The 21,520-nt window shown below is 69.3% G+C and carries 16 protein-coding genes and 3 rRNA genes; 17 read left to right on the forward strand and 2 right to left on the reverse strand.

All coding sequences use genetic code 11. From position 1 onward, the window contains the following. Positions 1-7: 7 nt before the first annotated feature. The 9 genes from ACOJUI_RS06735 to ACOJUI_RS06775 all read left to right on the forward strand — a co-directional run bounded on the left by ACOJUI_RS06735 (position 8) and on the right by ACOJUI_RS06775 (position 8,964). Positions 8-817: a MazG nucleotide pyrophosphohydrolase domain-containing protein gene (locus tag ACOJUI_RS06735; RefSeq protein WP_422117300.1), complete on the forward strand. Its 810-nt coding sequence runs from the start codon at positions 8-10 to the stop codon at positions 815-817. A 68-nt stretch (positions 818-885) separates the two neighbouring features. Next, positions 886-2,169, forward strand: coding sequence for a phosphopyruvate hydratase (eno, locus tag ACOJUI_RS06740; RefSeq protein WP_422117301.1), 1,284 nt, complete (start codon positions 886-888; stop codon positions 2,167-2,169). Between the two features lie 31 nt (positions 2,170-2,200). After that, entirely contained in the window at positions 2,201-2,869 is a 669-nt protein-coding gene (locus ACOJUI_RS06745; RefSeq protein WP_422117302.1) for a septum formation initiator family protein, read from the forward strand. Positions 2,870-2,934: 65 nt separating this feature from the next. Then, complete coding sequence (locus tag ACOJUI_RS06750) at positions 2,935-3,417, forward strand: DUF501 domain-containing protein (RefSeq protein WP_422117632.1); 483 nt, start codon at positions 2,935-2,937, stop codon at positions 3,415-3,417. Beyond that, complete coding sequence (locus ACOJUI_RS06755) at positions 3,414-4,364, forward strand: exopolyphosphatase (protein ID WP_422117303.1); 951 nt, start codon at positions 3,414-3,416, stop codon at positions 4,362-4,364. The genes ACOJUI_RS06750 and ACOJUI_RS06755 overlap by 4 nt, the downstream gene beginning before the upstream one ends. 168 nt (positions 4,365-4,532) lie before the next feature. Beyond that, positions 4,533-5,906 carry an NAD(P)/FAD-dependent oxidoreductase gene (locus ACOJUI_RS06760; RefSeq protein WP_422117304.1) on the forward strand — a complete coding sequence of 458 codons (1,374 nt, stop codon included), beginning with the start codon at positions 4,533-4,535 and terminating at the stop codon, positions 5,904-5,906. Positions 5,907-6,128: 222 nt separating this feature from the next. Continuing rightward, positions 6,129-6,929, forward strand: a complete 801-nt coding sequence (nagB, locus tag ACOJUI_RS06765) for a glucosamine-6-phosphate deaminase (protein ID WP_422117305.1) — start codon at positions 6,129-6,131, stop codon at positions 6,927-6,929. A gap of 53 nt (positions 6,930-6,982) precedes the next feature. After that, positions 6,983-8,479, forward strand: coding sequence for an NCS2 family permease (locus ACOJUI_RS06770; protein ID WP_422117306.1), 1,497 nt, complete (start codon positions 6,983-6,985; stop codon positions 8,477-8,479). Then, entirely contained in the window at positions 8,476-8,964 is a 489-nt protein-coding gene (locus ACOJUI_RS06775; RefSeq protein ID WP_422117307.1) for a MarR family winged helix-turn-helix transcriptional regulator, read from the forward strand. The genes ACOJUI_RS06770 and ACOJUI_RS06775 overlap by 4 nt, the downstream gene beginning before the upstream one ends. A gap of 92 nt (positions 8,965-9,056) precedes the next feature. On the opposite strand, the gene serC is transcribed toward ACOJUI_RS06775, so the two are convergent. Further along, positions 9,057-10,226 carry a phosphoserine transaminase gene (serC, locus tag ACOJUI_RS06780; RefSeq protein ID WP_422117308.1) on the reverse strand — a complete coding sequence of 390 codons (1,170 nt, stop codon included), beginning with the start codon at positions 10,224-10,226 and terminating at the stop codon, positions 9,057-9,059. Positions 10,227-10,356: 130 nt separating this feature from the next. On the opposite strand from serC, the gene ACOJUI_RS06785 reads away from it, so the two are divergent. The 4 genes from ACOJUI_RS06785 to rrf all read left to right on the forward strand — a co-directional run bounded on the left by ACOJUI_RS06785 (position 10,357) and on the right by rrf (position 16,771). Continuing rightward, a complete protein-coding gene (locus ACOJUI_RS06785; protein ID WP_422117309.1) occupies positions 10,357-11,055 on the forward strand; it encodes a ubiquinone/menaquinone biosynthesis methyltransferase in 699 nt (232 codons plus the stop codon). A 506-nt stretch (positions 11,056-11,561) separates the two neighbouring features. After that, positions 11,562-13,081 (forward strand): 16S ribosomal RNA (locus ACOJUI_RS06790). A gap of 384 nt (positions 13,082-13,465) precedes the next feature. Then, positions 13,466-16,533, forward strand: a 23S ribosomal RNA gene (locus ACOJUI_RS06795). Between the two features lie 121 nt (positions 16,534-16,654). Then, a 5S ribosomal RNA gene (rrf, locus tag ACOJUI_RS06800) occupies positions 16,655-16,771 on the forward strand. The 16S, 23S and 5S rRNA genes sit together here, the layout of an rRNA operon. A gap of 1,014 nt (positions 16,772-17,785) precedes the next feature. On the opposite strand, the gene ACOJUI_RS06805 is transcribed toward rrf, so the two are convergent. Further along, positions 17,786-18,715: a hypothetical protein gene (locus tag ACOJUI_RS06805; protein WP_422117310.1), complete on the reverse strand. Its 930-nt coding sequence runs from the start codon at positions 18,713-18,715 to the stop codon at positions 17,786-17,788. Positions 18,716-18,754: 39 nt separating this feature from the next. On the opposite strand from ACOJUI_RS06805, the gene ACOJUI_RS06810 reads away from it, so the two are divergent. The 4 genes from ACOJUI_RS06810 to ACOJUI_RS06825 are packed head-to-tail and all read left to right on the forward strand — an operon-like array spanning position 18,755 to position 21,517. Continuing rightward, the gene (locus ACOJUI_RS06810) at positions 18,755-19,663 is read left to right on the forward strand and encodes a hypothetical protein (protein WP_422117311.1); all 909 of its coding nucleotides are present in this window, start codon (positions 18,755-18,757) and stop codon (positions 19,661-19,663) included. Continuing rightward, a complete protein-coding gene (locus ACOJUI_RS06815; RefSeq protein ID WP_422117312.1) occupies positions 19,660-20,070 on the forward strand; it encodes a hypothetical protein in 411 nt (136 codons plus the stop codon). Before ACOJUI_RS06810 ends, ACOJUI_RS06815 begins: the two co-directional genes overlap by 4 nt. After that, on the forward strand, positions 19,998-20,675 hold the full coding sequence (locus ACOJUI_RS06820) for an HAD hydrolase-like protein (RefSeq protein ID WP_422117313.1): 678 nt from the start codon (positions 19,998-20,000) through the stop codon (positions 20,673-20,675). Before ACOJUI_RS06815 ends, ACOJUI_RS06820 begins: the two co-directional genes overlap by 73 nt. Beyond that, positions 20,672-21,517 carry a TlyA family RNA methyltransferase gene (locus ACOJUI_RS06825; RefSeq protein ID WP_422117314.1) on the forward strand — a complete coding sequence of 282 codons (846 nt, stop codon included), beginning with the start codon at positions 20,672-20,674 and terminating at the stop codon, positions 21,515-21,517. Before ACOJUI_RS06820 ends, ACOJUI_RS06825 begins: the two co-directional genes overlap by 4 nt. Positions 21,518-21,520 lie beyond the last annotated feature (3 nt).

A 21,520-nucleotide genomic window follows, 5' to 3' on the forward strand; every position in this document is an offset into this window, starting at 1 on the left:
CACCGACGTGAGCGATTCCCAGCGGCACCCCGCCACCGCCGACGAGCCCCCCGCCGCGCGCGGCAGCGCGCTGCTGCGCGCGGTCGAGGTGATGGAGGCGCTGCGGGCGCCCGATGGGGACGCCTGGACCCACCAGCAGACCCACGCGTCGCTGGCCCGGTATCTCCTGGAGGAGACCCACGAGGTGCTCGAGGTGATCGACGACCCGGCCTCCCACGGCCCCGGCGCGCTCGCCGACGAGCTCGGCGACCTGCTGTTCCAGATCCTCTTCCATGCCCGCGTGGGCCAGGAGGAGGATCCCGCCTGGGACGTGGACGACGTGGCCCGCGCCTTCGTCGCGAAGATGGAGCGCCGCAACCCCCACGTCTTCGGCGAGGGCCGCGCGGAGGCGCTCGCCGACCCCGGCGACGTCGAGCAGATCATCGCCCAGTGGCATGCCGTCAAGGCCGCCGAGGCGCGGGCCGGCGGGCGCGCCGCCGCGGGGCCCGCGAGCTGGTTCGAGCGGATCCCCGCCGCCCTGCCCGCGCTGCAGAGCGCCGCCAAGGTGGTCCACCGCGCCCGCTCCGCGGGCCGCCTCGAGCAGCTGCTGGCGGAGGCCGACCGGGCCGCCGCGGCCGACGACGCGCAGGAGTGGGGCGGCGACCTGGCCCGCTCCCTGCTGGACCTGGTGGTGGCCGCGGAGGCCCGTGACGACGATCCGGAGACCGCGCTGCGGGCGCTGCTGGCCCGCACCCGCACCGCCGTCGGCGCCGCCGAGGACCCCGCGCCGCCGGCCGCCGCGGACCCGGGCGACGGCGCCGCCGGCCCCACCGCCTAGACTGTGGGCGGACGGTCAGTGCCGACCGGCCGTGACCGAACTTCACCCCGAGGGAAGGAACAGCCCCTATGGCAGCCCTGATCGATGCCCTGCACGCCCGCGAGATCCTCGATTCCCGAGGCAACCCCACCGTCGAGGTCGAGATCCTCCTGGACGACGGCACCTTCGCCCGCGCCGCGGTGCCCTCCGGCGCCTCGACCGGCGCCTTCGAGGCCGTCGAGCGCCGCGACGGCGACAAGGGCCGCTACCTCGGCAAGGGGGTGCTCGACGCGGTCTCCGCGATCCTCGCCGACATCCAGCCCAAGATCCTGGGCATGGACGTCCAGGAGCAGCGCGCGATCGACGCCGCGATGCTCGAGCTCGACGGCTCCGCGAACAAGGGCACCCTCGGCGCCAACGCCATCCTGGGCGTGTCCCTGGCCGTGGCCCGCGCCGCCGCCGACTCCGCCGGTCTCCCGCTCTACCAGTACGTCGGCGGCCCCAACGCCCACGTGCTGCCGGTGCCGATGATGAACATCCTCAACGGCGGCTCCCATGCCGACTCCAACGTCGACATCCAGGAGTTCATGATCGCGCCGATCGGCGCGGAGACCTTCTCCGAGGCGATGCGCGTCGGCGCCGAGGTCTACCACGCGCTGAAGGCGGTGCTCAAGGAGCGCGGCCTGGCCACCGGGCTCGGCGACGAGGGCGGCTTCGCCCCGAACCTCGACTCCAACCGCGCGGCCCTGGACCTGATCGTCGAGGCCATCGGCGCGGCGGGCTACGAGGTCGGCAAGGACGTGGCCCTGGCCCTGGACGTCGCCGCCTCGGAGTTCTTCGAGAACGGCACCTACACCTTCGAGGGCTCCTCCCGGACCTCGGCCGAGATGGTGGAGTACTACGCCGAGCTGGTCGACGCGTACCCGCTGGTCTCCATCGAGGACCCGCTGGACGAGGACGACTGGGAGGGCTGGAAGGCCATGACCGACCGCCTCGGCGCCCGCACCCAGCTGGTGGGCGACGACCTGTTCGTCACCAACCCCGAGCGCCTGGCCAAGGGCATCGCGCAGGGCTCCGCCAACGCGCTGCTGGTCAAGGTCAACCAGATCGGCTCGCTGTCCGAGACCCTCGACGCCGTGGACCTCGCGCACCGCGCGGGCTTCCGGGCGATGATGTCCCACCGCTCCGGTGAGACCGAGGACACCACCATCGCCGACCTCGCCGTGGCCACCAACTGCGGTCAGATCAAGTCGGGCGCCCCCGCCCGCGGCGAGCGCGTGGCCAAGTACAACCAGCTGCTGCGCATCGAGGAGGAGCTGGGCGAGGCCGCCCGCTACGCCGGCGCCGCCGCGTTCCCGCGTTTCACCGCCTGAGCCCTCAGGCCGACGCTGTAACCTGCTCGCCATGAGCAGCAGACGACCGGGCGCCCCGCGATCGACGAGGCGCCCGGTCTCCGCGTCCGGGGCCCAGCGCCCCGCGGCGCGGACGACCTCCCGCGCCGGCACCGGCTCCTCGCGCCCCGCCGCCGCGGGCCGTCCCGGCAGCCGCGGCCCCGCCCCGGCCTCCCGGCCCCGCAGCACCGCCCCGCGCACCCCGGAGGAGGACGGCGCCGGCGTCACCATCACCCGCCGCACCCTGGCCCTGGTGGCGCTGATCGTCGTCGCCCTGGCGGCGCTGGTGCCGACCGTGAACTCCTACGTCGCCCAGCGCCAGCAGCTCGTGGAGCTGCGCGCCCAGGTGGGGCAGCAGGAGCAGGAGGTCGAGGCGCTGCGCGAGCAGGTCGCGCGCTGGGAGGACCCCGCCTACGTCGCCGCCCGCGCCCGCGAGCGGCTGCTGTTCGCGATGCCGGGGGAGACCCAGTACCGCCTCACCGACAGCTCCGGCCGCGACGTCCCCCTGACCGCCGCCGAGCAGGCGCAGGAGGAGGCCAAGGACGGCGAATGGTTCTCGACCCTCTGGGAGAGCGTCGAGGGCTCCAGCCGCCTGACCCCGGACGACATCCCCGACGAGACCGGCGCGACCGACCAGGACGTCCCCACCGACGCCCCCTCCCCGCAGGAGCCCGATCAGTGACCTCCCCCTCCCCCCTGACCCCTCTGCCCCACGAGTCCCCCGCCACCGAGCACGACCTCGCGGTGATGCGCGAGCAGCTCGGCCGCGACATGCGCGGGGTGGTCTCCGTCGCCCGCCGCTGCTCCTGCGGCCGCCCGGCCGTGGTCCGCACCGCCCCGCGGCTGGAGGACGGCACCCCGTTCCCCACCTCGCTGTACCTCACGCTGCCCTGGCTCACCCTGGACCTCTCCCGGCTCGAGGCCGGGGGGCTGATGGCCGAGCTCACGCAGCGCCTGCAGGTCGACGAGCCCCTCGCCGCCGAATACCGGGGCGCGCATGAGCGCTACCTGGCCCGGCGCGCGGAGATCGGCGACGCCGAGGAGGTCCGCCACGTCAGCGCGGGCGGCATGCCCACCCGGGTCAAGTGCCTGCACGCCCTGGCCGGACAGGCCCTCGCCGAGGGGCCCGGCGTCAACCCGGTCGCCGACCAGGTGCTGGCGATGATCGACGGCGCCGCGGAGCTGCGCTGCCGCTGCGGCGCCGACGAGCCGGCGGAGGCCGCCCGATGAGCGCCCCCGTCGCCGCCATCGACTGCGGCACCAACTCCATCCGCCTGCTGATCGCCCGCCGGGAGGCCGACGGCTCGCTGGTCGACCTCGAGCGCCGCCTCGAGATGGTCCGGCTCGGCCTCGGCGTGGACCGCACCGGCCGCTTCGACCCGGTCGCCGTTGAGCGCACCCTCGACGCCGCCCGGCGCTACCAGGAGCTCATCACCCAGCACGGCGTGGCCCGCCACGACGTGCGCTTCGTGGCGACCTCCGCCACCCGCGACGCCGCGAACCGCGACCTCTTCATCGACGGCATCCGCGAGATCCTGGGCGTCACCCCCGAGGTGATCAGCGGCCAGGAGGAGGCGGCGCTGTCCTTCCGCGGAGCCGTCAGCACCGTCACGGACCTGCCCGAGGGGCCGTACCTGGTGGTCGACATCGGCGGCGGCTCCACGGAGCTGGTGCTCGGCACCGAGACGCCGACCCACCGCATCAGCATGGACATCGGCTCGGTGCGCCTGACCGAGCGGCACCTGGCCACCGACCCGCCGACGGCCGCCGAGATCGCCGCCGCGACCGCCGACATCGACGCCCTGCTCGATACGGCCGCCCGCACCGTGCCCCTCGAGGACGCCCGCGCCCTCGTCGGCGTCGCCGGGACCGTGACGACCGTCACGGCCGTCGCCGCGGGGATCGCCGAGTACCGGCCCGACATCACCCACGGCGCGAGCGTGCCGATCCAGCAGATGGAGCGGGTGTGCCGCACCCTGCTCGGCGAGACCCGCGCCGAGCGGGCGGAGCACCGGGTGATCCACCCCGGGCGGCTCGACGTGATCGGCGCCGGGGCCCTGATCTGGTCGCGGATCATGCAGCGCGTGGCTGTGGCCTCGCAGATCACCGAGACCCGCACCAGCGAGCACGACATCCTCGACGGCATCGCGCTGGACCTGCTGGACCGGGCGCCCTGAGCCCGCGCCGGGGGCGCGCCGGTCCCGCGGTCCGGGCACTGGCCGCCCGGCGACGCGGAGCGCGCCGCCGCCGCCCCCGCGCGGGCGGCGCAAAGGCGGGCGATGGCGGGGTCCATCGGCGGTGCGCCCTTTTTGTCAGCGGCGACCGACGGACTTAAGCTGGGGCCCATGACCACAACTTTCGGCGGCAAGCCCCATGTCCTAATCCTCGGCGGCGGTTCCGTCGGTCTGACGACCGCGTCCGAGCTCCGCAAGTCCCTCGGCGCGGAGGTCGCGATCACGGTCGTGGACCCGCGTCCGTACATGACCTACGCGCCCTTCCTCCCCGAGGTGGGTGCCGCCAGCATCGACCCCCGCAACGTCCTCGCGCCGCTGCGCAAGATGCTGCCGGGCGCCAAGATCGTCACCGGTGGGGTCTCCGCGATCCGCAGCGCGGACAAGACCGTCGTGGTCACCACCGAGGAGGACGAGACGCTCGAGATCTCCTACGACTACCTCGTCGTCGGCCTCGGCGCCGTCCCGCGCCTGCTGCCCATCCCGGGCCTGGCGGAGAACGCGATCGGCTTCAAGTGGGTCGAGGAGGCCACCGCGGTGCGCGACCGCATCCTGGCGAACCTCGCCGAGGCCGCCACCACCAAGGACCCCAAGGTCCGCAAGCGCCTGCTCACCTTCACCTTCATCGGTGGCGGCTTCGCCGGCGGCGAGGCGGTCGCCGAGACCGAGGACATGGTCCGCGATGCGCTGCGCTACTACCCCGACCTGCACGCCTCCGACATCCGCTTCGTGCTCGTCGACGGTGCGCCGTTCATCTTCCCGGAGCTCACCGAGGAGCAGCGCGGGTACGTCCTGAACCAGCTGCGCGAGCGCGGCATCGAGGTCAAGCTCGAGACCTTCCTGAACTCCGCCGAGAACGGCGTGATCAAGACCAGCGACGGCGACGAGTTCGAGACCGACCTGCTGGTGTGGAACGCCGGCGTGAAGCCGAACCCGGTGCTCTCGGACGAGGACGCCTCGGACCTGCCCGTGGTCACCGAGCGCGGCCCGCTGATGGGCAAGCTGCAGGCCCTGGCCGACCTCCGCGTCAACGGCGCCGACGGCCCGCTGGACGACGTCTTCGCCGGCGGCGACTGCGCCGCGGTGCCGGACCTCGCCTCCGGGGAGGGCAAGTTCTGCCCGCCGAACGCCCAGCACGCCGTGCGCCAGGCCAAGCGCATCGCCGACAACATCGCGCGCTCCGTGCAGGGCCGCCCGCTGGTGGACTACTACCACCAGAACCTCGGGGTGATGGCGACCCTCGGCATGTACAAGGGCGTCGGCCGCCTCAACGTGGCCGACAAGGAGCTCGACATCCGCGGTCTGCCGGCCTGGGCCATGGCCCGCGCCTACCACGTCTACGCGATGCCCGGCGTCGGCCGCAAGGCCGCCGTCGTCGCGGGCTGGATCACCAACCTGATCGGCCGCCGCGACATCGTCGGCATCCCCCAGTCCGAGACCCCGCGCGCGGCCTTCGAGTACGCCGCGAACTCCGGCAAGAAGAAGTGAGGGCACCGGGCAGCGCCGCCTGACCGGACTGCCCGCCTGCTCACCGAGGCGCCGCCACGCACTGCGTGGCGGCGCCTCGCTGTGTGCGCCCGGCACCGCGGCGCGGATCCCGCACCACCTCCCCGGTCTGACCGAGTATGCTCAGGTGAGTCATCAAACGATCAGATTCGACCAGCAATCCTCTGCACCCCTCCGGGGCGTCGGAGCGGAAAGGCAGCAGCCATGGAGATCCACATCGCAGCCGATGCCGAGGCCGGCGCGAGGACCGTCGCCGACGTCGTCGAGCAGACCCTGCGCGAGACGGGGGAGCTGGGCACGGTGCTGGGCCTGGCCACCGGGGACTCCCCGGTGCCCGCCTACACCGAGCTGATCCGCCGCCACCGCGAGGAAGGGCTCTCCTTCGCCGGCAGCCGCGCCTTCCTGCTCGACGAGTACGTCGGCCTGCCCGCCGGGCACGACCAGAGCTACCACCGCTTCATCCGCGAACAGCTCACCTCCCACGTCGACATCGACGACGCCGCCGTCCTCTCCCCGGACGGCGCCGCCGCCGATCCCGTCGCCGAGGCCGCCGCCTACGACCGTCGCATCGGCGAGGCCGGGGGAGTGGACCTGCAGATCCTCGGCATCGGCTCGAACGGCCACATCGCCTTCAACGAGCCCGGCAGCTCGCTGGTCTCCCGCACCCGCGTGGTCGCCCTGACCCCGCGCACCATCGAGGACAACTCCCGCTACTTCGAGTCCCCGGACGAGGTCCCGGTGCGCGCCCTGACCCAGGGTCTGGGCACCATCCTCGAAGCCCGGCGGATCGTGCTGACCGCCTCGGGCGAGGGCAAGGCCGCGGCCGTCGCCCGGCTCGTGGAGGGGTCGGTCAGCGCCCGCTGGCCCGCCACGATCCTGCAGATGCACCCCGAGGTGCTGGTCGTGGTCGACGAGGCCGCCGCCTCGCAGCTCGAGCTGGCCGACTACTACCGCTACGCCCGCGACCTCGAGGTCGAGCACGCCGTCGCCGGTCAGCGCGTCTGAGGTCACGTCCGCGGCCTGCGGGGAGCGGGGCCGGGCCCGATACGATCGCTCCCATGCAGCAGGCCGAAACCTCCTCCTCCTCCTCGTCCACGGCGGTCGTCCCCCGCTCCCGCCTGGACCGCTTCTTCTCCATCTCCGAGCGCGGCTCCACGATCCCGCGGGAGATCCGCGGCGGCCTGGTCACGTTCTTCTCGATGTGCTACATCGTGGTGCTGAACCCGCTGATCATCGGCACCGTCCCGGACTCGACCGGCCAGTTCCTCGGCGGCGGCAGCGAGCCGAACCTGCCCGCGGTCGCCGCCGGCACCGCCCTGATCGCCGGGCTGCTCAGCCTGTTCATGGGCGCCTGGGCGAAGTTCCCGATGGCCCTGGCCGCGGGACTCGGCCTGAACGCCTACCTCGCCTACTCGGTGGTCCCGCTGCCGGGCATGACCTGGGGCGGCGCCATGGGTCTGGTGGCCCTCGAGGGCGTGGTCATCCTGATCCTGGTGTTCACCGGCTTCCGCCGGGCGGTGTTCAACGCGGTCCCGCCGTTCCTCAAGACCGCCATCGCCGTGGGCATCGGCCTGTTCATCGCCTTCCTGGGCCTGTACAACGCGAAGTTCGTGACCACCGCGACCGGCACCCCGGTGCAGCTGGGCAACGACGGCTCCCTCACCGGCTGGCCCACCTTCGTGTTCGTGGGCGGACTGCTGCTGATGTTCGTGCTGTGGGTGCGCAAGGTGCCCGGCGCGATCCTGATCTCGATCGTCGCCACCACGGCGGTCGCCGTGATCCTCGAGCGGGTGCTGCACCTGGGCGCCTTCGCCCCGGCCGGCGAGTCCGACCCCGGCAACCCCGGCGGCTGGGCCATGAACGTCCCGGCCATCACCGAGTTCCCGATCCAGCTGCCCGACTTCGCCACCCTGTTCACCGTCGACCCGATCGGCGGCGTCGCCGCCGCCGGGGCCATCGGCGCCACCGTCATCGTCTTCTCGCTGCTGCTCGCGGACTTCTTCGACACCATGGGCACCATGGTCGGCGTCGCCGCCGGCGGCGACCTGGTCGACGAGCAGGGCGACATCCCGCACTCCCAGCGGATCCTGGTGGTCGACTCGGTGGGCGCGATCGCCGGCGGCGTGGGCGGCGTCTCCTCGAACACGAGCTTCGTCGAGTCCACCTCCGGCGTCGCCGAGGGCGCCCGCACCGGGCTGTCCGCGGTGGTGGTCGGCATCGCCTTCCTGCTGTCGACCTTCCTGGCGCCGCTGGTGGCCGCGGTGCCCTACGAGGCGGCCACCCCGGCCCTGGTGATGGTCGGCTTCCTGATGATGACGCAGATCAACGAGATCGACTTCTCGGACGTCGAGATCGCGCTGCCCGCCTTCCTCACCATCATCCTGATGCCCTTCGCCTACTCGATCACCGTCGGGATGGGCGCGGGCTTCATCATGTACGTGCTGATCCGCGTGGTCCGCGGCAAGGCCCGCGAGGTGCACTGGCTGATGTACCTGATCGCCGCGCTCTTCATCGCCTACTTCCTGCGGGGCGCGATCGAGGGCCTGCTGCTGTGAGCGACCGGGTCCGCGAGGGGACGAGCCGGGGGCCCGCCGCCCCCGCGCCGGCGACCGACGAGGCCGTCGAGCTCGCGGCCGACCTGCGTCGGGTGCTGCTGGTCTCCTCGCGGATCCTGCGCTCGCACACCGCCTCCGACGACATCTCCGCCTCCCAGTTCTCGGTCCTCGCGTACCTGCAGCGCACGGGGGAGTCCACCCCCGGCGCCCTCGCCGACTTCGAGCACGTGAGCCCGCCGGTGATGACGCGGATCCTGGGCCGCCTCGAGGAGCAGGGACTGGTGCGCCGCGCCGCCCACCCCGGCGATGGTCGCCAGGTCCGTGTCACCCTCACCGCGGCCGGTGAGCAGGCGGTGCTGGCCGGCCGCGAGGAGCGCGACGCCTGGCTGCGGTCGCGGATCGACGCCGCCACGGCCGCGCAGCGGGAGGGTCTGCGCGAGGCCACCGAGCTCCTGCGCCGGCTCCTGGTCCCGCCCCGGGACTGAGCGCCTGCTCCCCGCCTCCCCGCCCGAGACACCGACGGCCGGATCACCCTGCGGGGTGATCCGGCCGTTTCCGCACCTGCGACGCCGGGTCGTCAGCCGGCGACGTCCGCCGCGCGGTACAGGACATGGTCGAGGACCGCGATCAGCGCCTCGACATCGCCCTCGGTGACCGCGGGGAAGGTCGCGATGCGCAGCTGGTTGCGCCCGAGCTTGCGATAGGGCTCGATGTCGACGACGCCGTGGGCGCGCAGCAGCGCGGTGACGGCGGTGGCGTCGATCCGCTCGTCCACGTCCAGGGTGGTGACCACCTGCGAGCGCGCCGAGGCCTCCGCGACGAAGGGGGTGATCTCCGCGCGCCGGGCGGCCCAGTCCTGCAGCAGTCCGCTGGTGCGCCGGGTGCGGGCATCGGCCCACTCCAGCCCGCCCTGAGCCAGGATCCACTCGATCTGCTCGGCCAGCAGCACCAGGGTCGCGACCGCGGGCGTGTTCAGGGTCTGGTTCTTGCGGGAGTTCTCGATCGCCGCGGTCAGCGAGAGGAAGGAGGGGATCCAGCGGTCCTGCGCGCCCGCCAGGGCCTCGGCCCGGGAGATGGCCGCGGGGGAGAGGATGCTCAGCCAGAGGCCGCCGTCGGAGGCGAAGGCCTTCTGCGGCGCGAAGTAGTACGCGTCGGTCTGGGTGACGTCCACCAGGGCGGCGCCGGCCACCGAGGTCGCATCCACCAGGACCAGCTGGTCGTCGCCGGCCCCGCTCGGACGCCGGACGGGGACCATCACGCCGGTGGAGGTCTCGTTGTGGGGCCAGGCGTAGGCGTCCACGTCCTCGCGCGCCACCGGGACGGGCAGCGAGCCGGGCTCGGCGCGGAGGATCTCCGGCTGCTCGAGATGCGGGGCGCCGGCCGACTCGGCCGCGAACTTCTGGGAGAACTCCCCGAGCACCAGGTGCTGGGAGCGGCGCTCGATGAGGCCGAACACGGCCACGTCCCAGAAGGCGGTGGAGCCCCCGTTGCCCAGCACCACCTCGTAGCCCTCGGGCAGGCCGAAGAGGTCGCGCAGTCCGGAGCGGATGCGGCCGACGAGGTCCTTCACCGGAGCCTGCCGGTGCGAGGTCCCCAGCACCGTGCGGGAGACCTCCTGCAGCGTCGCCATCTGCTCGTCCCGGATCCGCGAGGGACCGGAGCCGAAGCGGCCGTCCGCAGGGAGCAGCTCCGGCGGGATGGACAGGGCGCGCAGCGCATCGGTGCGGGCGGTTCGGGCATCGGACATTCGCGGTCTCCTCGGGATGGGCGGGACGTCGGCGCCGAGGTTCAGGACGGCGCCTGACCGATTGTCCCAGCCGCGACCGTCGGGGGCACCAGGGGTCCGCGCGCAGCGCCTCGCGTGGGAGGATCGGGGCATGAGCCGTGCCGATCTGGAGAAGAAGCCGTACGACGTCGCGACGATGTTCGACGGCATCGCCAAGCGCTATGACCTGATGAACGATGTCGCCGCCCTGGGCCAGGTGCGCATGTGGCGGGAGCTCATGGTCGAGGCGCTCGAGGTCGGCCCCGACGACGCGGTGCTGGACCTCGCGGCAGGCACGGGAACTTCCTCCGCCGCGATCGCGCGCACCGGTGCCCGCGTGCTCGCCGCCGACTTCTCCCTCGGCATGATGACCGAGGGACGCCGGCGCGGGGCCCCGGTCCCCTTCGTGGGCGCCGACGCGCAGCACCTGCCGCTGGCCACCGACTCCTTCGACGCCGCCGTCATCTCCTTCGGCCTGCGCAACGTCCACGAACCCCAGACGGCGCTCGACGAGATGGTCCGGGTGGTGCGCCCCGGCGGACGGGTGGTCGTGTGCGAGTTCTCGACCCCGACCTGGCCCCCGTTCCGCAGCCTCTACGAGAACTACCTGCTGCGGGCGCTGCCGGCGGTGGCCGGGCGCCTGGCCACGACCGTCGACGCCTACGAGTACCTCGCCGAGTCGATCCTCGAGTGGCCCGATCAGGAGCAGCTGCGCGGCTGGTTCCTGGCCGCCGGGCTCGAGAGCGCCCAGTACCGGAACCTCAGCGGCGGCATCGTCGCGCTGCACCGCGGAGTCGTGCCTCACATCTGAGGCGGTCTTCGCCGCCGGAACCCGCTCCGGCCGGCCCGGGGTGGCCGCGCGACGGATCCGAGATTCGCTGCTGACCTGCGCAGACGTGCCGGACGGGGCGATGTGGCCGAGGCCACGGGCCGAAGCGGCCTTCTGGCTTGACGGGGTGCGGGGCTCGGCGTAATGTTCTTCCTCGTGCCCCGGACAACGGGAACGAGGAAAGGCCGCGAGGCTGGACCGAGAAACCCGCTCTGGCCAGGCACATCAGGTTCTCTTCGGAGGGTCGGGACGCGGATCACACCGGTGCCGATTTGACTGGGAGGATCGGATCCCCTAAGTTTGCGGGGTTGCCCCGGGGCGAAGAGCTGGAAGGCTTGGAACGCCGAGTGCGCGTGTTGCTTGATATCTCAATAGCGTGTCTGTTTGTTGATGCCATTATTTTGAATGGCAAAATTTTAACGGATGATACAGCAGTTTAATTTGCTGGTTGTTTGTTTTTTTGTCAGGTTTATAGTTTTTCATGTTTTTTCATGGAGAGTTTGATCCTGGCTCAGGACGAACGCTGGCGGCGTGCTTAACACATGCAAGTCGAACGATGAGGGTGGTGCTTGCACTGCCTGATTAGTGGCGAACGGGTGAGTAACACGTGAGTAACCTGCCCCTCACTTCGGAATAACCTCGGGAAATCGTGGCTAATACCGGATACGAGCTACTGCCGCATGGTGGTGGTTGGAAAGATTTATCGGTGGGGGATGGACTCGCGGCCTATCAGTTTGTTGGTGAGGTAATGGCTCACCAAGGCGATGACGGGTAGCCGGCCTGAGAGGGCGACCGGCCACACTGGGACTGAGACACGGCCCAGACTCCTACGGGAGGCAGCAGTGGGGAATATTGCACAATGGGCGAAAGCCTGATGCAGCGACGCCGCGTGGGGGATGACGGCCTTCGGGTTGTAAACCCCTTTCAGTAGGGAAGAAGCGAGAGTGACGGTACCTGCAGAAGAAGCGCCGGCTAACTACGTGCCAGCAGCCGCGGTAATACGTAGGGCGCAAGCGTTGTCCGGAATTATTGGGCGTAAAGAGCTTGTAGGTGGCTTGTCGCGTCTGCCGTGAAAACCCGAGGCTCAACCTCGGGCGTGCGGTGGGTACGGGCAGGCTAGAGTGTGGTAGGGGAGACTGGAACTCCTGGTGTAGCGGTGAAATGCGCAGATATCAGGAAGAACACCGATGGCGAAGGCAGGTCTCTGGGCCATTACTGACACTGAGAAGCGAAAGCATGGGTAGCGAACAGGATTAGATACCCTGGTAGTCCATGCCGTAAACGTTGGGCACTAGGTGTGGGGGACATTCCACGTTTTCCGCGCCGTAGCTAACGCATTAAGTGCCCCGCCTGGGGAGTACGGCCGCAAGGCTAAAACTCAAAGGAATTGACGGGGGCCCGCACAAGCGGCGGAGCATGCTGATTAATTCGATGCAACGCGAAGAACCTTACCAAGGCTTGACATGCACCGGACGGTCGCAGAGATGTGGCTTTCTTCGGACTGGTGCACAGGTGGTGCATGGTTGTCGTCAGCTCGTGTCGTGAGATGTTGGGTTAAGTCCCGCAACGAGCGCAACCCTCGTTCTATGTTGCCAGCACGTCATGGTGGGGACTCATAGGAGACTGCCGGGGTCAACTCGGAGGAAGGTGGGGACGACGTCAAATCATCATGCCCCTTATGTCTTGGGCTTCAAGCATGCTACAATGGTCGGTACAATGGGTTGCGAAACTGTGAGGTGGAGCGAATCCCAAAAAGCCGGCCTCAGTTCGGATTGGGGTCTGCAACTCGACCCCATGAAGTCGGAGTCGCTAGTAATCGCAGATCAGCAACGCTGCGGTGAATACGTTCCCGGGCCTTGTACACACCGCCCGTCAAGTCACGAAAGTCGGTAACACCCGAAGCCAGTGGCCCATCCTCGTGAGGGAGCTGTCTAAGGTGGGATCGGTGATTGGGACTAAGTCGTAACAAGGTAGCCGTACCGGAAGGTGCGGCTGGATCACCTCCTTTCTAAGGAGCATCACCATTTTGGTGGCCATCTGCTCACCCGCGTGTGGTGGGGGTGGTTGCTCACGGGTGGAACATCAACGAATCGGCACTTCACTCCTTGCAGTGAGTTGTTAGTACCGCCCTTCGGGGAGGGGAACGCGACTGCTGGTGGGGGTTTGAGGTGGAGACACGCTATTGGGTTGTGAGGCTGCACGCAGCCCCATGACCCCGGATTGCTCTGTGGAGTAGTTGGGGGTGTGGGGTGTGTGGCTGGTTCCTCCCCTTCCTTGTGGGCGCCGTGTGGTGCTGCGGGGTGGGTGTGGGGTTGTTTCTTGAGAACTACATAGTGGACGCGAGCATCTTGTAAGCAATTTTGAAGAGCGCTTTGAGCGTTTTTGTGTGTTGCCGTAAGTTTTAAAGGGCACACGGTGGATGCCTTGGCAAGAGGAGCCGACGAAGGACGTGTGAGTCTGCGAAAAGCCTCGGGGAGTTGACAACAGAGCTGTGATCCGAGGATGTCCGAATGGGGAAACCCACCGCGAGTCATGTCGCGGTACCCGCCACTGAATGTATAGGTGGTGTGGAGGGAACGCGGGGAAGTGAAACATCTCAGTACCCGCAGGAAGAGAAAACAACAGTGATTCCGTGAGTAGTGGCGAGCGAAAGCGGAAGAGGCTAAACCTGGTCTGTGTGATACCCGGCAGGGGTTGCAGGTTGGGGGTTGTGGGACGTGTCGGATGGGTCTGCCGGCTCATCGACGTGGACGTGCAGTGGTAGTCGAAGTCGTGGTGAGTGCGACGGCGTAGAGGGTGTGACCCCCGTAGACGAAACTGCTGTGCGGCGTGACGCTGTTCCCGAGTAGCACCGGGCCCGTGAAATCCGGTGTGAATCTGCCAGGACCACCTGGTAAGCCTGAATACTACCTCTTGACCGATAGCGGACAAGTACCGTGAGGGAAAGGTGAAAAGCACCCCGGGAGGGGAGTGAAATAGTACCTGAAACCGTGTGCTTACAATCCGTCGGAGCCTTTAGGGGTGACGGCGTGCCTTTTGAAGAATGAGCCTGCGAGTTAGTGGTCGGTGGCGAGGTTAACCCGTGTGGGGTAGCCGTAGCGAAAGCGAGTCTGAACGGGGCGTTCAGTCGCCGGCTCTAGACCCGAAGCGAAGTGATCTATCCATGGGCAGTGTGAAGCGCGGGTAAGACCGCGTGGAGGCGCGAACCCACTTCAGTTGAAAATGGAGGGGATGACCTGTGGATAGGGGTGAAAGGCCAATCAAACTTCGTGATAGCTGGTTCTCCCCGAAATGCATTTAGGTGCAGCGTTGCGTGTTTCGTGCCGGAGGTAGAGCACTGGATAGGCGATGGGCCCCACCGGGTTACTGACCTTAGCCAAACTCCGAATGCCGGTACGTGAGAGCGCAGCAGTGAGACTGTGGGGGATAAGCTTCATAGTCGAGAGGGAAACAGCCCAGAACATCAGCTAAGGCCCCTAAGCGTGTGCTAAGTGGAAAAGGATGTGGAGTTGCTGAGACAACCAGGAGGTTGGCTTAGAAGCAGCCACCCTTGAAAGAGTGCGTAATAGCTCACTGGTCAAGTGATTCTGCGCCGACAATTTAGCGGGGCTCAAGCACACCGCCGAAGCTGTGTCATTCAGGATTCTGTCCTGGATGGGTAGGGGAGCGTCGTGCAGCCAGCGAAGCCGCGGGGGAACCCAGTGGTGGAGGCTGCACGAGTGAGAATGCAGGCATGAGTAGCGAAAGACGGGTGAGAAACCCGTCCGCCGATTGATCAAGGGTTCCAGGGCCAGGTTTATCCGCCCTGGGTTAGTCGGGACCTAAGGCGAGGCCGACAGGCGTAGTCGATGGACATCGGGTTGATATTCCCGAACCGATCGTAGGAGGACCCATACCGAGGCAGCTGATGCTAACCACCTGCGCTTGCCCCATGCCCTTCGGGGTGTGGAGGTTGGTGTGGCTGGGAACCAAGGTTGTAGTAGGTCAGCGCGAGGAATGACGCAGAGAGGTAGCTTCCGCGGACTTAATGGAATAGTCCGTCTAAGCGTGCAGCCCGGCCCCGGGTAATGCTGGGGCCATTAAGGGTCAGACGTGATGGGGATCCCGTATGGGCGTAGGTGAGTGATCCTGTACTGCCAAGAAAAGTTCCGGCGTGACAATTACGGTCGCCCGTACCCTAAACCGACTCAGGTGATCAGGTAGAGAATACCGAGGCGTTCGAGAGAATCGTGGTTAAGGAACTCGGCAAAATGCCCCCGTAACTTCGGGAGAAGGGGGGCCCGAGGAGTGAGAGCTCCGAGGGCCGCAGAGACCAGGGAGAAGCGACTGTTTACTAAAAACACAGGTCCGTGCGAAGTCGTAAGACGCTGTATACGGACTGACGCCTGCCCGGTGCTGGAAGGTTAAGAGGACCGGTTAGGACCCTTCGGGGTCCGAAGCTGAGAATTTAAGCCCCAGTAAACGGCGGTGGTAACTATAACCATCCTAAGGTAGCGAAATTCCTTGTCGGGTAAGTTCCGACCTGCACGAATGGCGTAACGACTTCTCCACTGTCTCAACCGCGAACTCGGCGAAATTGCATTACGAGTAAAGATGCTCGTTACGCGCAGCAGGACGGAAAGACCCCGGGACCTTTACTATAGTTTGATATTGGTGTTCGGGACGGCTTGTGTAGGATAGGTGGGAGACTGGGAAGCATTCACGCCAGTGAGTGTGGAGTCATTGTTGAAATACCACTCTGGTCGTTCTGGATTCCTAACCTCGGTCCGTGATCCGGATCAGGGACAGTGTCTGATGGGTAGTTTAACTGGGGCGGTTGCCTCCTAAAGAGTAACGGAGGCGCTCAAAGGTTCCCTCAGCCTGGTTGGCAATCAGGTGTTGAGTGTAAGTGCACAAGGGAGCTTGACTGCGAGACAGACATGTCGGGCAGGTGCGAAAGCAGGAACTAGTGATCCGGCACCTCATTGTGGAATGGGTGTCGCTCAACGGATAAAAGGTACCCCGGGGATAACAGGCTGATCTTGCCCAAGAGCTCATATCGACGGCATGGTTTGGCACCTCGATGTCGGCTCGTCGCATCCTGGGGCTGGAGTTGGTCCCAAGGGTTGGGCTGTTCGCCCATTAAAGCGGTACGCGAGCTGGGTTTAGAACGTCGTGAGACAGTTCGGTCCCTATCCGCTGCGCGCGTTGGATATTTGAGAAGTCCTGTCCCTAGTACGAGAGGACCGGGATGGACTGACCTCTGGTGTGCCAGTTGTTCTGCCAAGAGCATGGCTGGTTGGCTACGTCGGGAAGGGATAACCGCTGAAAGCATCTAAGCGGGAAGCCTGCTTCGAGATGAGATATCCGTACACCTTCGGGTGTGGGAGGCCCCCAGTAGATGACTGGGTTGATAGGCCAGATGTGGAAGCACAGCAATGTGTGGAGCTGACTGGTACTAATGGCCGATGACTTACTACAACACGTTTTTCTTGTTTGCGAGTGTTTGCGTCCACTGTGTGGTTCTCGAGGAACAACTCCGGGAACATTACGCCCCTTGTGTGGGGTGTGGTGTTTGGTGGGGCTGGTGGTCTCGTTGTGTTACGGCGGTCATAGCGTCGAGGAAACGCTCGGTTCCATTCCGAACCCGGAAGCTAAGCTCGATCGCGCCGATGGTACTGCACTCGGGAGGGTGTGGGAGAGTAGGTCGCCGCCGGACATCTTCACTGGGAGTGGAGGAATGCTTGAGCCCCCTTTTTATGGGTGGGTTCGCTTCCTCCACTCCCTATTTTTCGTGCCCGAACGCGGCCTGGCCGCGGCGAGCACCGACGCAGCGGGTGCGTGAGCACCGCCGTCGGCGGAGCGCGTTCGGGCAGCCGGCGATCGGAGCGCGCGGGGGACCCTCGCCGGGAGCCAGCGGTCGGCCTCATGTCCTGCAGAGGCGCGGCAGTCAGAGCCGGCTGAACCGGAGCCGTCGCCGGCTGCGCGAGCCGACGCCCGGGATACGACGGGAACAAGATGTACAAGATGTACAACTGGTTGCGGAAGCACACCCGCCTCGTCCGCGCCGCGCCCGCTCCACGAAGGGCGGCGATCATTCGGCGGGCAGCTGCAGGAGTCACCGTACGGATCCGAGGTGGCCCGCCCGCCGAGCACGGTGCCGGGCACTCGGCCCGGGTACGGCCGAACCCCTTGGGCTGATCGAAGCCCGGTCCCGTCGCCCTGAGATGGCGGTCACCTGTCTCTCAGCGCTGGTGAAAGCAGTCACGGACCGCTCCCTTACTTGCTGGTCAAATGCCGGGGGTCGCTTAGGATCGCGGCGACAAGTGCATAGGGCGAGCAGAAGAGACGGACGATCCAGGTGGCTGAGCACATGAACAGCGAGAGCGACCGCGGACACAGCGACAACAGTCGGGATGACCAGCGGCGAACCAAGCGAACCGCGCCGCCGCGCGCTCGCTCCACATACGGCGGTGACACCGGACGCTCGAGCTCTGGCGGCTCCTGGTCGCAGGACGGACCCCGCAGCTCCCGCCCGGACCGCGCGCGCTCCGTCGGAGACGCCCCGGGCACGCAGCGCAAGCGCCCCTATGAGCCCACGGACGAACGCCGACGCGGCAGCAACGAGCGCCGCGATGGCGGCAGCTCCTATCGTGGTGACCGCCCGGCGCGCACCGGCGAGGGCGAGCGGCCCCGTGCGGATCGCCCCAGTGGGGAGCGCCCGCGCTACCGGTCAGAGGATCGCGGCTCCGGGGGTTCCGCAGCGCGCTCCGACCGGCCCCGCGACGGGTTCCGCCGTGACGCCGGCGGTCGGCCGGACTCGCCGTACCGGCCGCGCTCGGACCGGCAGGACGGCCCTCGCTCGCGCCAGGACTCCGGGCGCCCCCGTGACGATCGCCCGCGCAGCGACCGCTCCGCCGGCTATCGCCCCAGCGGTCCGCGCACCGAGGAGCGCGGGCGTCGGGACGACCGTCCCTGGGGGAAGCACGACGCCGGTGAGCACCGCTCCCGTGACGACCGCAGCGGGCGCGACGATCGACCCCGCCGGGACGACCGAGTCCGCCGTGACGATCGGACGGGTTCCGATGTCCGCCCCCGTCGGGACGACTCGCCCCGCTGGAGCGACCAGCCGCGCCGCGACGACGCCGCCCGCCGCGATGACCGTCCGCGCCGCGATGACCGTCCGTACCGGGATGACCGGAGCAGCCGTGACGACCGCGCCGGCCGTGACGACCGCGCCCGCCGTGATGACCGGGGCGGTCGCGATGACCGTGCCCGCCGTGATGACCGGGGCGGTCGCGATGACCGTGCCCGCCGTGACGACCGGGGCGGTCGCGATGACCGCGCCCGTCGTGACGATCGCGGGGGCCGTGGGCGTCCCGATGACCGGGGTCCCCGGGGGGATCGACCCGATCGCGGGGACCGGCCCGAGCGCCCGTCCCGCGAGCGCGACGACCGGCGCAACACCCGGCCCGGCCAGGAGGCCCGCGCCGACCGTCCCTTCGAGCCCCGCATCCCCGAGAGCATCACCGGACGGGAGCTCGACAAGGAGCTCCGCGAAGAGCTGCGCGGCCTGAGCAAGGAGACCGCCGAGCGCGTCGCCCGGCATCTCGTCGCCGCGTATCTCCTCGAGGAGAGCGACACCGAGACCTCCCAGGCGCACGCGCGCTTCGCGGCGCGCATCGGCGGTCGCGTCGGAGGGGTGCGCGAGGCGTACGGCATCATCGCCTACCGCGCCGGCGACTTCCGCACCGCGTCCCGTGAGCTGCGGACGGCGCTGCGGATCACCGGCCGCACCGACCTGCTGCCGATGATCGCGGACTGCGAGCGAGGCCTGGGCCGGCCCGAGCGCGCCCTCGACATCGCCGCCTCCGACGACGCCAGCAAGCTGGGGGTCGTCGCCGCGATCGAGCTGATGATCGTCGTCGCCGGCGCCTACGCGGACACCGGCGACATCCAGACCGCACTGCGCACCCTGGAGATCCCGGCGCTGCGCCACAAGGTGGACGGTCGCTGGCAGGTGCGGCTGTGGGTGGCCTACGCCGATCTCCTCGCGCGCGCCGAGCGCCCCGAGGAGGCCAAGCGGTGGCTCACCCTCGCCGCCGACGCCGACACCGAGGGCCTCACCGACGCGGCGGAGCGCCTGGGTCGCCCGGTCCCCGTCACTGACGAGGAGCCGACCTGGGAGGACGACGAGCAGATCGCCGTGCTCGACGCCTACGACCCGGAGGCCGAGGAACCCGCCGCGGACGAGGTCGAGAGCGAGGACGGCGAGTCCGATCTCGACGACGCCGACCCCGACGCTGCAAAGGTCGAGCAGGACGCGTCCGAGCAGGTCGAGGCAGAGCACCTGGAGCAGGCGGAGGCCGAGTACGCGGACCAGGCCGACCCCGAGGCGCCCGACTCCGCGGAGCAGGTCTCCGAGGACCGGGTCCCGGCGGCTCAGGGCGTCCAGGACGTCGAGGATGCGGTCGAGGACGCGACCGGGGACGAGGCGGCGCCGGCCGCCGAGCCGGAGGGCGAGGACGACCCCGTCGGCGCCGCCCCGGAGGCTGCATCGGACCCGGTGTCCGAGCCGGCACCCACCACCCAGCCGGAGGAGCGGGCATGATCCGGCGACCCGATCCCTCGCTGCTGGACCTCTACGACGCCCTGCTGCTCGACCTCGACGGCACCCTCATGCACGGCTCCCAGCCGATCCCGCATGCCGCCGCCGCGGTGCAGACCGCGCGGGACGCCGGCCGCACGGTCGTCTTCGCGACCAACAACGCCTCCCGCACCCCCGCGCAGGCCGCCGAGCACCTGGCCGTGGTCGGCGTGCCCGCCCGCGCCGAGGAGTTCGTGACCTCCCCCAGGTCGCCTCCCAGCTGCTCGCGGAGCGGGTCGACCCCGGGGCGAAGGTGCTCGTCGTCGGCGGGCCCAGCCTCGCCGAGCAGATCCGCACGGTGGGACTCGAGCCCGTGGACAAGGACGGCGCGGACGTCGTCGCCGTGGTCCAGGGCTGGTCCCCGGACCTGAACTGGCCGCTGCTGGCCGAGGGCGCCTACGCCATCCGTCGCGGCGCCTTCTGGATGGCCACGAACGTCGACGCGACCCTGCCCACCGAGCGGGGCCTCGCCCCCGGCAACGGCTCGATGGTCGCCGCGCTGCGGCACGCCACCGGCGTCGAACCGGCAGTGGCCGGCAAGCCCGAGCCCGGCATGTTCACCGTCGCCGCGCGCGAGGTGGGCGCCCGGCGGCCGCTGATCGTCGGGGACCGGCTGGACACCGACATCGAGGGCGCGGTCCGCGCCGGCATGGACTCCCTGCTGGTGCTGACCGGCGTCGACGGCGTCGAGGCCGCCCTGCGGGCCGCGCCCGTGCGTCGGCCCCGCTTCATCCTGGCCGACCTCTCCCAGATCGCCGCCCCCTTCCCGCTGCCCGTCGTCGACGGCGACCGGGCCCGCTGCGGCGCCGTCAGCGCCACCTGGCAGGACGGCGACATCGTGCTGCACGGCGAGGTCGAGGACCCGCGCGTGCTGCGCGCCGTGCTGGCCCTGCTGCAGGTGCACAGCGGCGACGCCGCCTGGACCGGGCGCCTGCTGGACCGCGACGGCGCCGAGCTGCGGCCCACCGACCGGTGAGCACCGACCGGCTCGACGTCGCGCTGCTCACGGCCGGCCTCGCCCGGTCCCGCACCCACGCCCGGCGCATCATCGAGGAGGGTCGGGCCCGCGTGGACGGCCGCGCGGCCACCAAGCCGTCGGCTCCGGTTCCCGCCGGTGCGGCGCTCGCGGTCGTCGACGTGCCCGACGGCATCGAGTACGCCTCCCGCGCCGCCCATAAGCTCGCCAGCGCCCTCGACGACCTCGGCCTAGACCCGGCCGGGAAGCACTGTCTGGACGCCGGGGCCTCCACCGGGGGCTTCACCGATGTGCTGCTGCGCCGCGGCGCCGCCTCCGTCCTCGCCGTCGACATCGGCCACGACCAGCTCGCCGCCCATGTGCGGGCCGATGCGCGGGTGGTCGTCCGCGACGGCACCAGCGTGCGGGACCTCAGCCCGCAGCTGCTCGGCACCACCGTCGACCTGCTGGTCGCCGACCTCTCCTTCATCTCCCTGCGCACCGTGATCTCCGCACTGGGCGGCGTGACACGGCCCGGCGGCGACCTGCTGCTCATGGTGAAGCCGCAGTTCGAGGTGGGACGCTCGGCGCTGCCGAAGTCCGGGGTGGTCAGCGATCCCGGCGCCCGCGCCGACGCCGTGCGCGGCGTCGCCGAGGCCGCCGCCGAGGCCGCTCTGGCGCTGCGCGCAGTCGGCCCCAGCGCCCTGCCGGGACAGGACGGCAACCGTGAGTACTTCGTGCACCTGCGCCCCCACGGCGTGACCTCCGCGCTCGATGCGGAGGGCTATGACATGATCGTGTCCGCCGTGCGCGAGAACGCACCGCGGCAACGCCGTGACCAGGCCAGCACCGAGGGGGAGTGACCA

The organism is Brachybacterium sp. UNK5269 (assembly GCF_049266655.1).
Lineage (GTDB): Bacteria > Actinomycetota > Actinomycetes > Actinomycetales > Dermabacteraceae > Brachybacterium.

Excerpts from the sequence above, each read along its gene's own strand:
- eno (WP_422117301.1), top strand. The coding sequence starts at position 886 with ATGGCAGCCCTGATCGATGCCCTGCACGCCCGCGAGATCCTCGATTCC.
- ACOJUI_RS06815 (WP_422117312.1), top strand. The coding sequence starts at position 19,660 with ATGATCCGGCGACCCGATCCCTCGCTGCTGGACCTCTACGACGCCCTG.
- ACOJUI_RS06755 (WP_422117303.1), top strand. The coding sequence starts at position 3,414 with ATGAGCGCCCCCGTCGCCGCCATCGACTGCGGCACCAACTCCATCCGC.
- ACOJUI_RS06760 (WP_422117304.1), top strand. The coding sequence starts at position 4,533 with ATGACCACAACTTTCGGCGGCAAGCCCCATGTCCTAATCCTCGGCGGC.
- nagB (WP_422117305.1), top strand. The coding sequence starts at position 6,129 with ATGGAGATCCACATCGCAGCCGATGCCGAGGCCGGCGCGAGGACCGTC.
- serC (WP_422117308.1), bottom strand. The coding sequence starts at position 10,226 with ATGTCCGATGCCCGAACCGCCCGCACCGATGCGCTGCGCGCCCTGTCC.
- ACOJUI_RS06785 (WP_422117309.1), top strand. The coding sequence starts at position 10,357 with ATGAGCCGTGCCGATCTGGAGAAGAAGCCGTACGACGTCGCGACGATG.
- ACOJUI_RS06750 (WP_422117632.1), top strand. The coding sequence starts at position 2,935 with ATGCGCGAGCAGCTCGGCCGCGACATGCGCGGGGTGGTCTCCGTCGCC.
- ACOJUI_RS06745 (WP_422117302.1), top strand. The coding sequence starts at position 2,201 with ATGAGCAGCAGACGACCGGGCGCCCCGCGATCGACGAGGCGCCCGGTC.
- ACOJUI_RS06770 (WP_422117306.1), top strand. The coding sequence starts at position 6,983 with ATGCAGCAGGCCGAAACCTCCTCCTCCTCCTCGTCCACGGCGGTCGTC.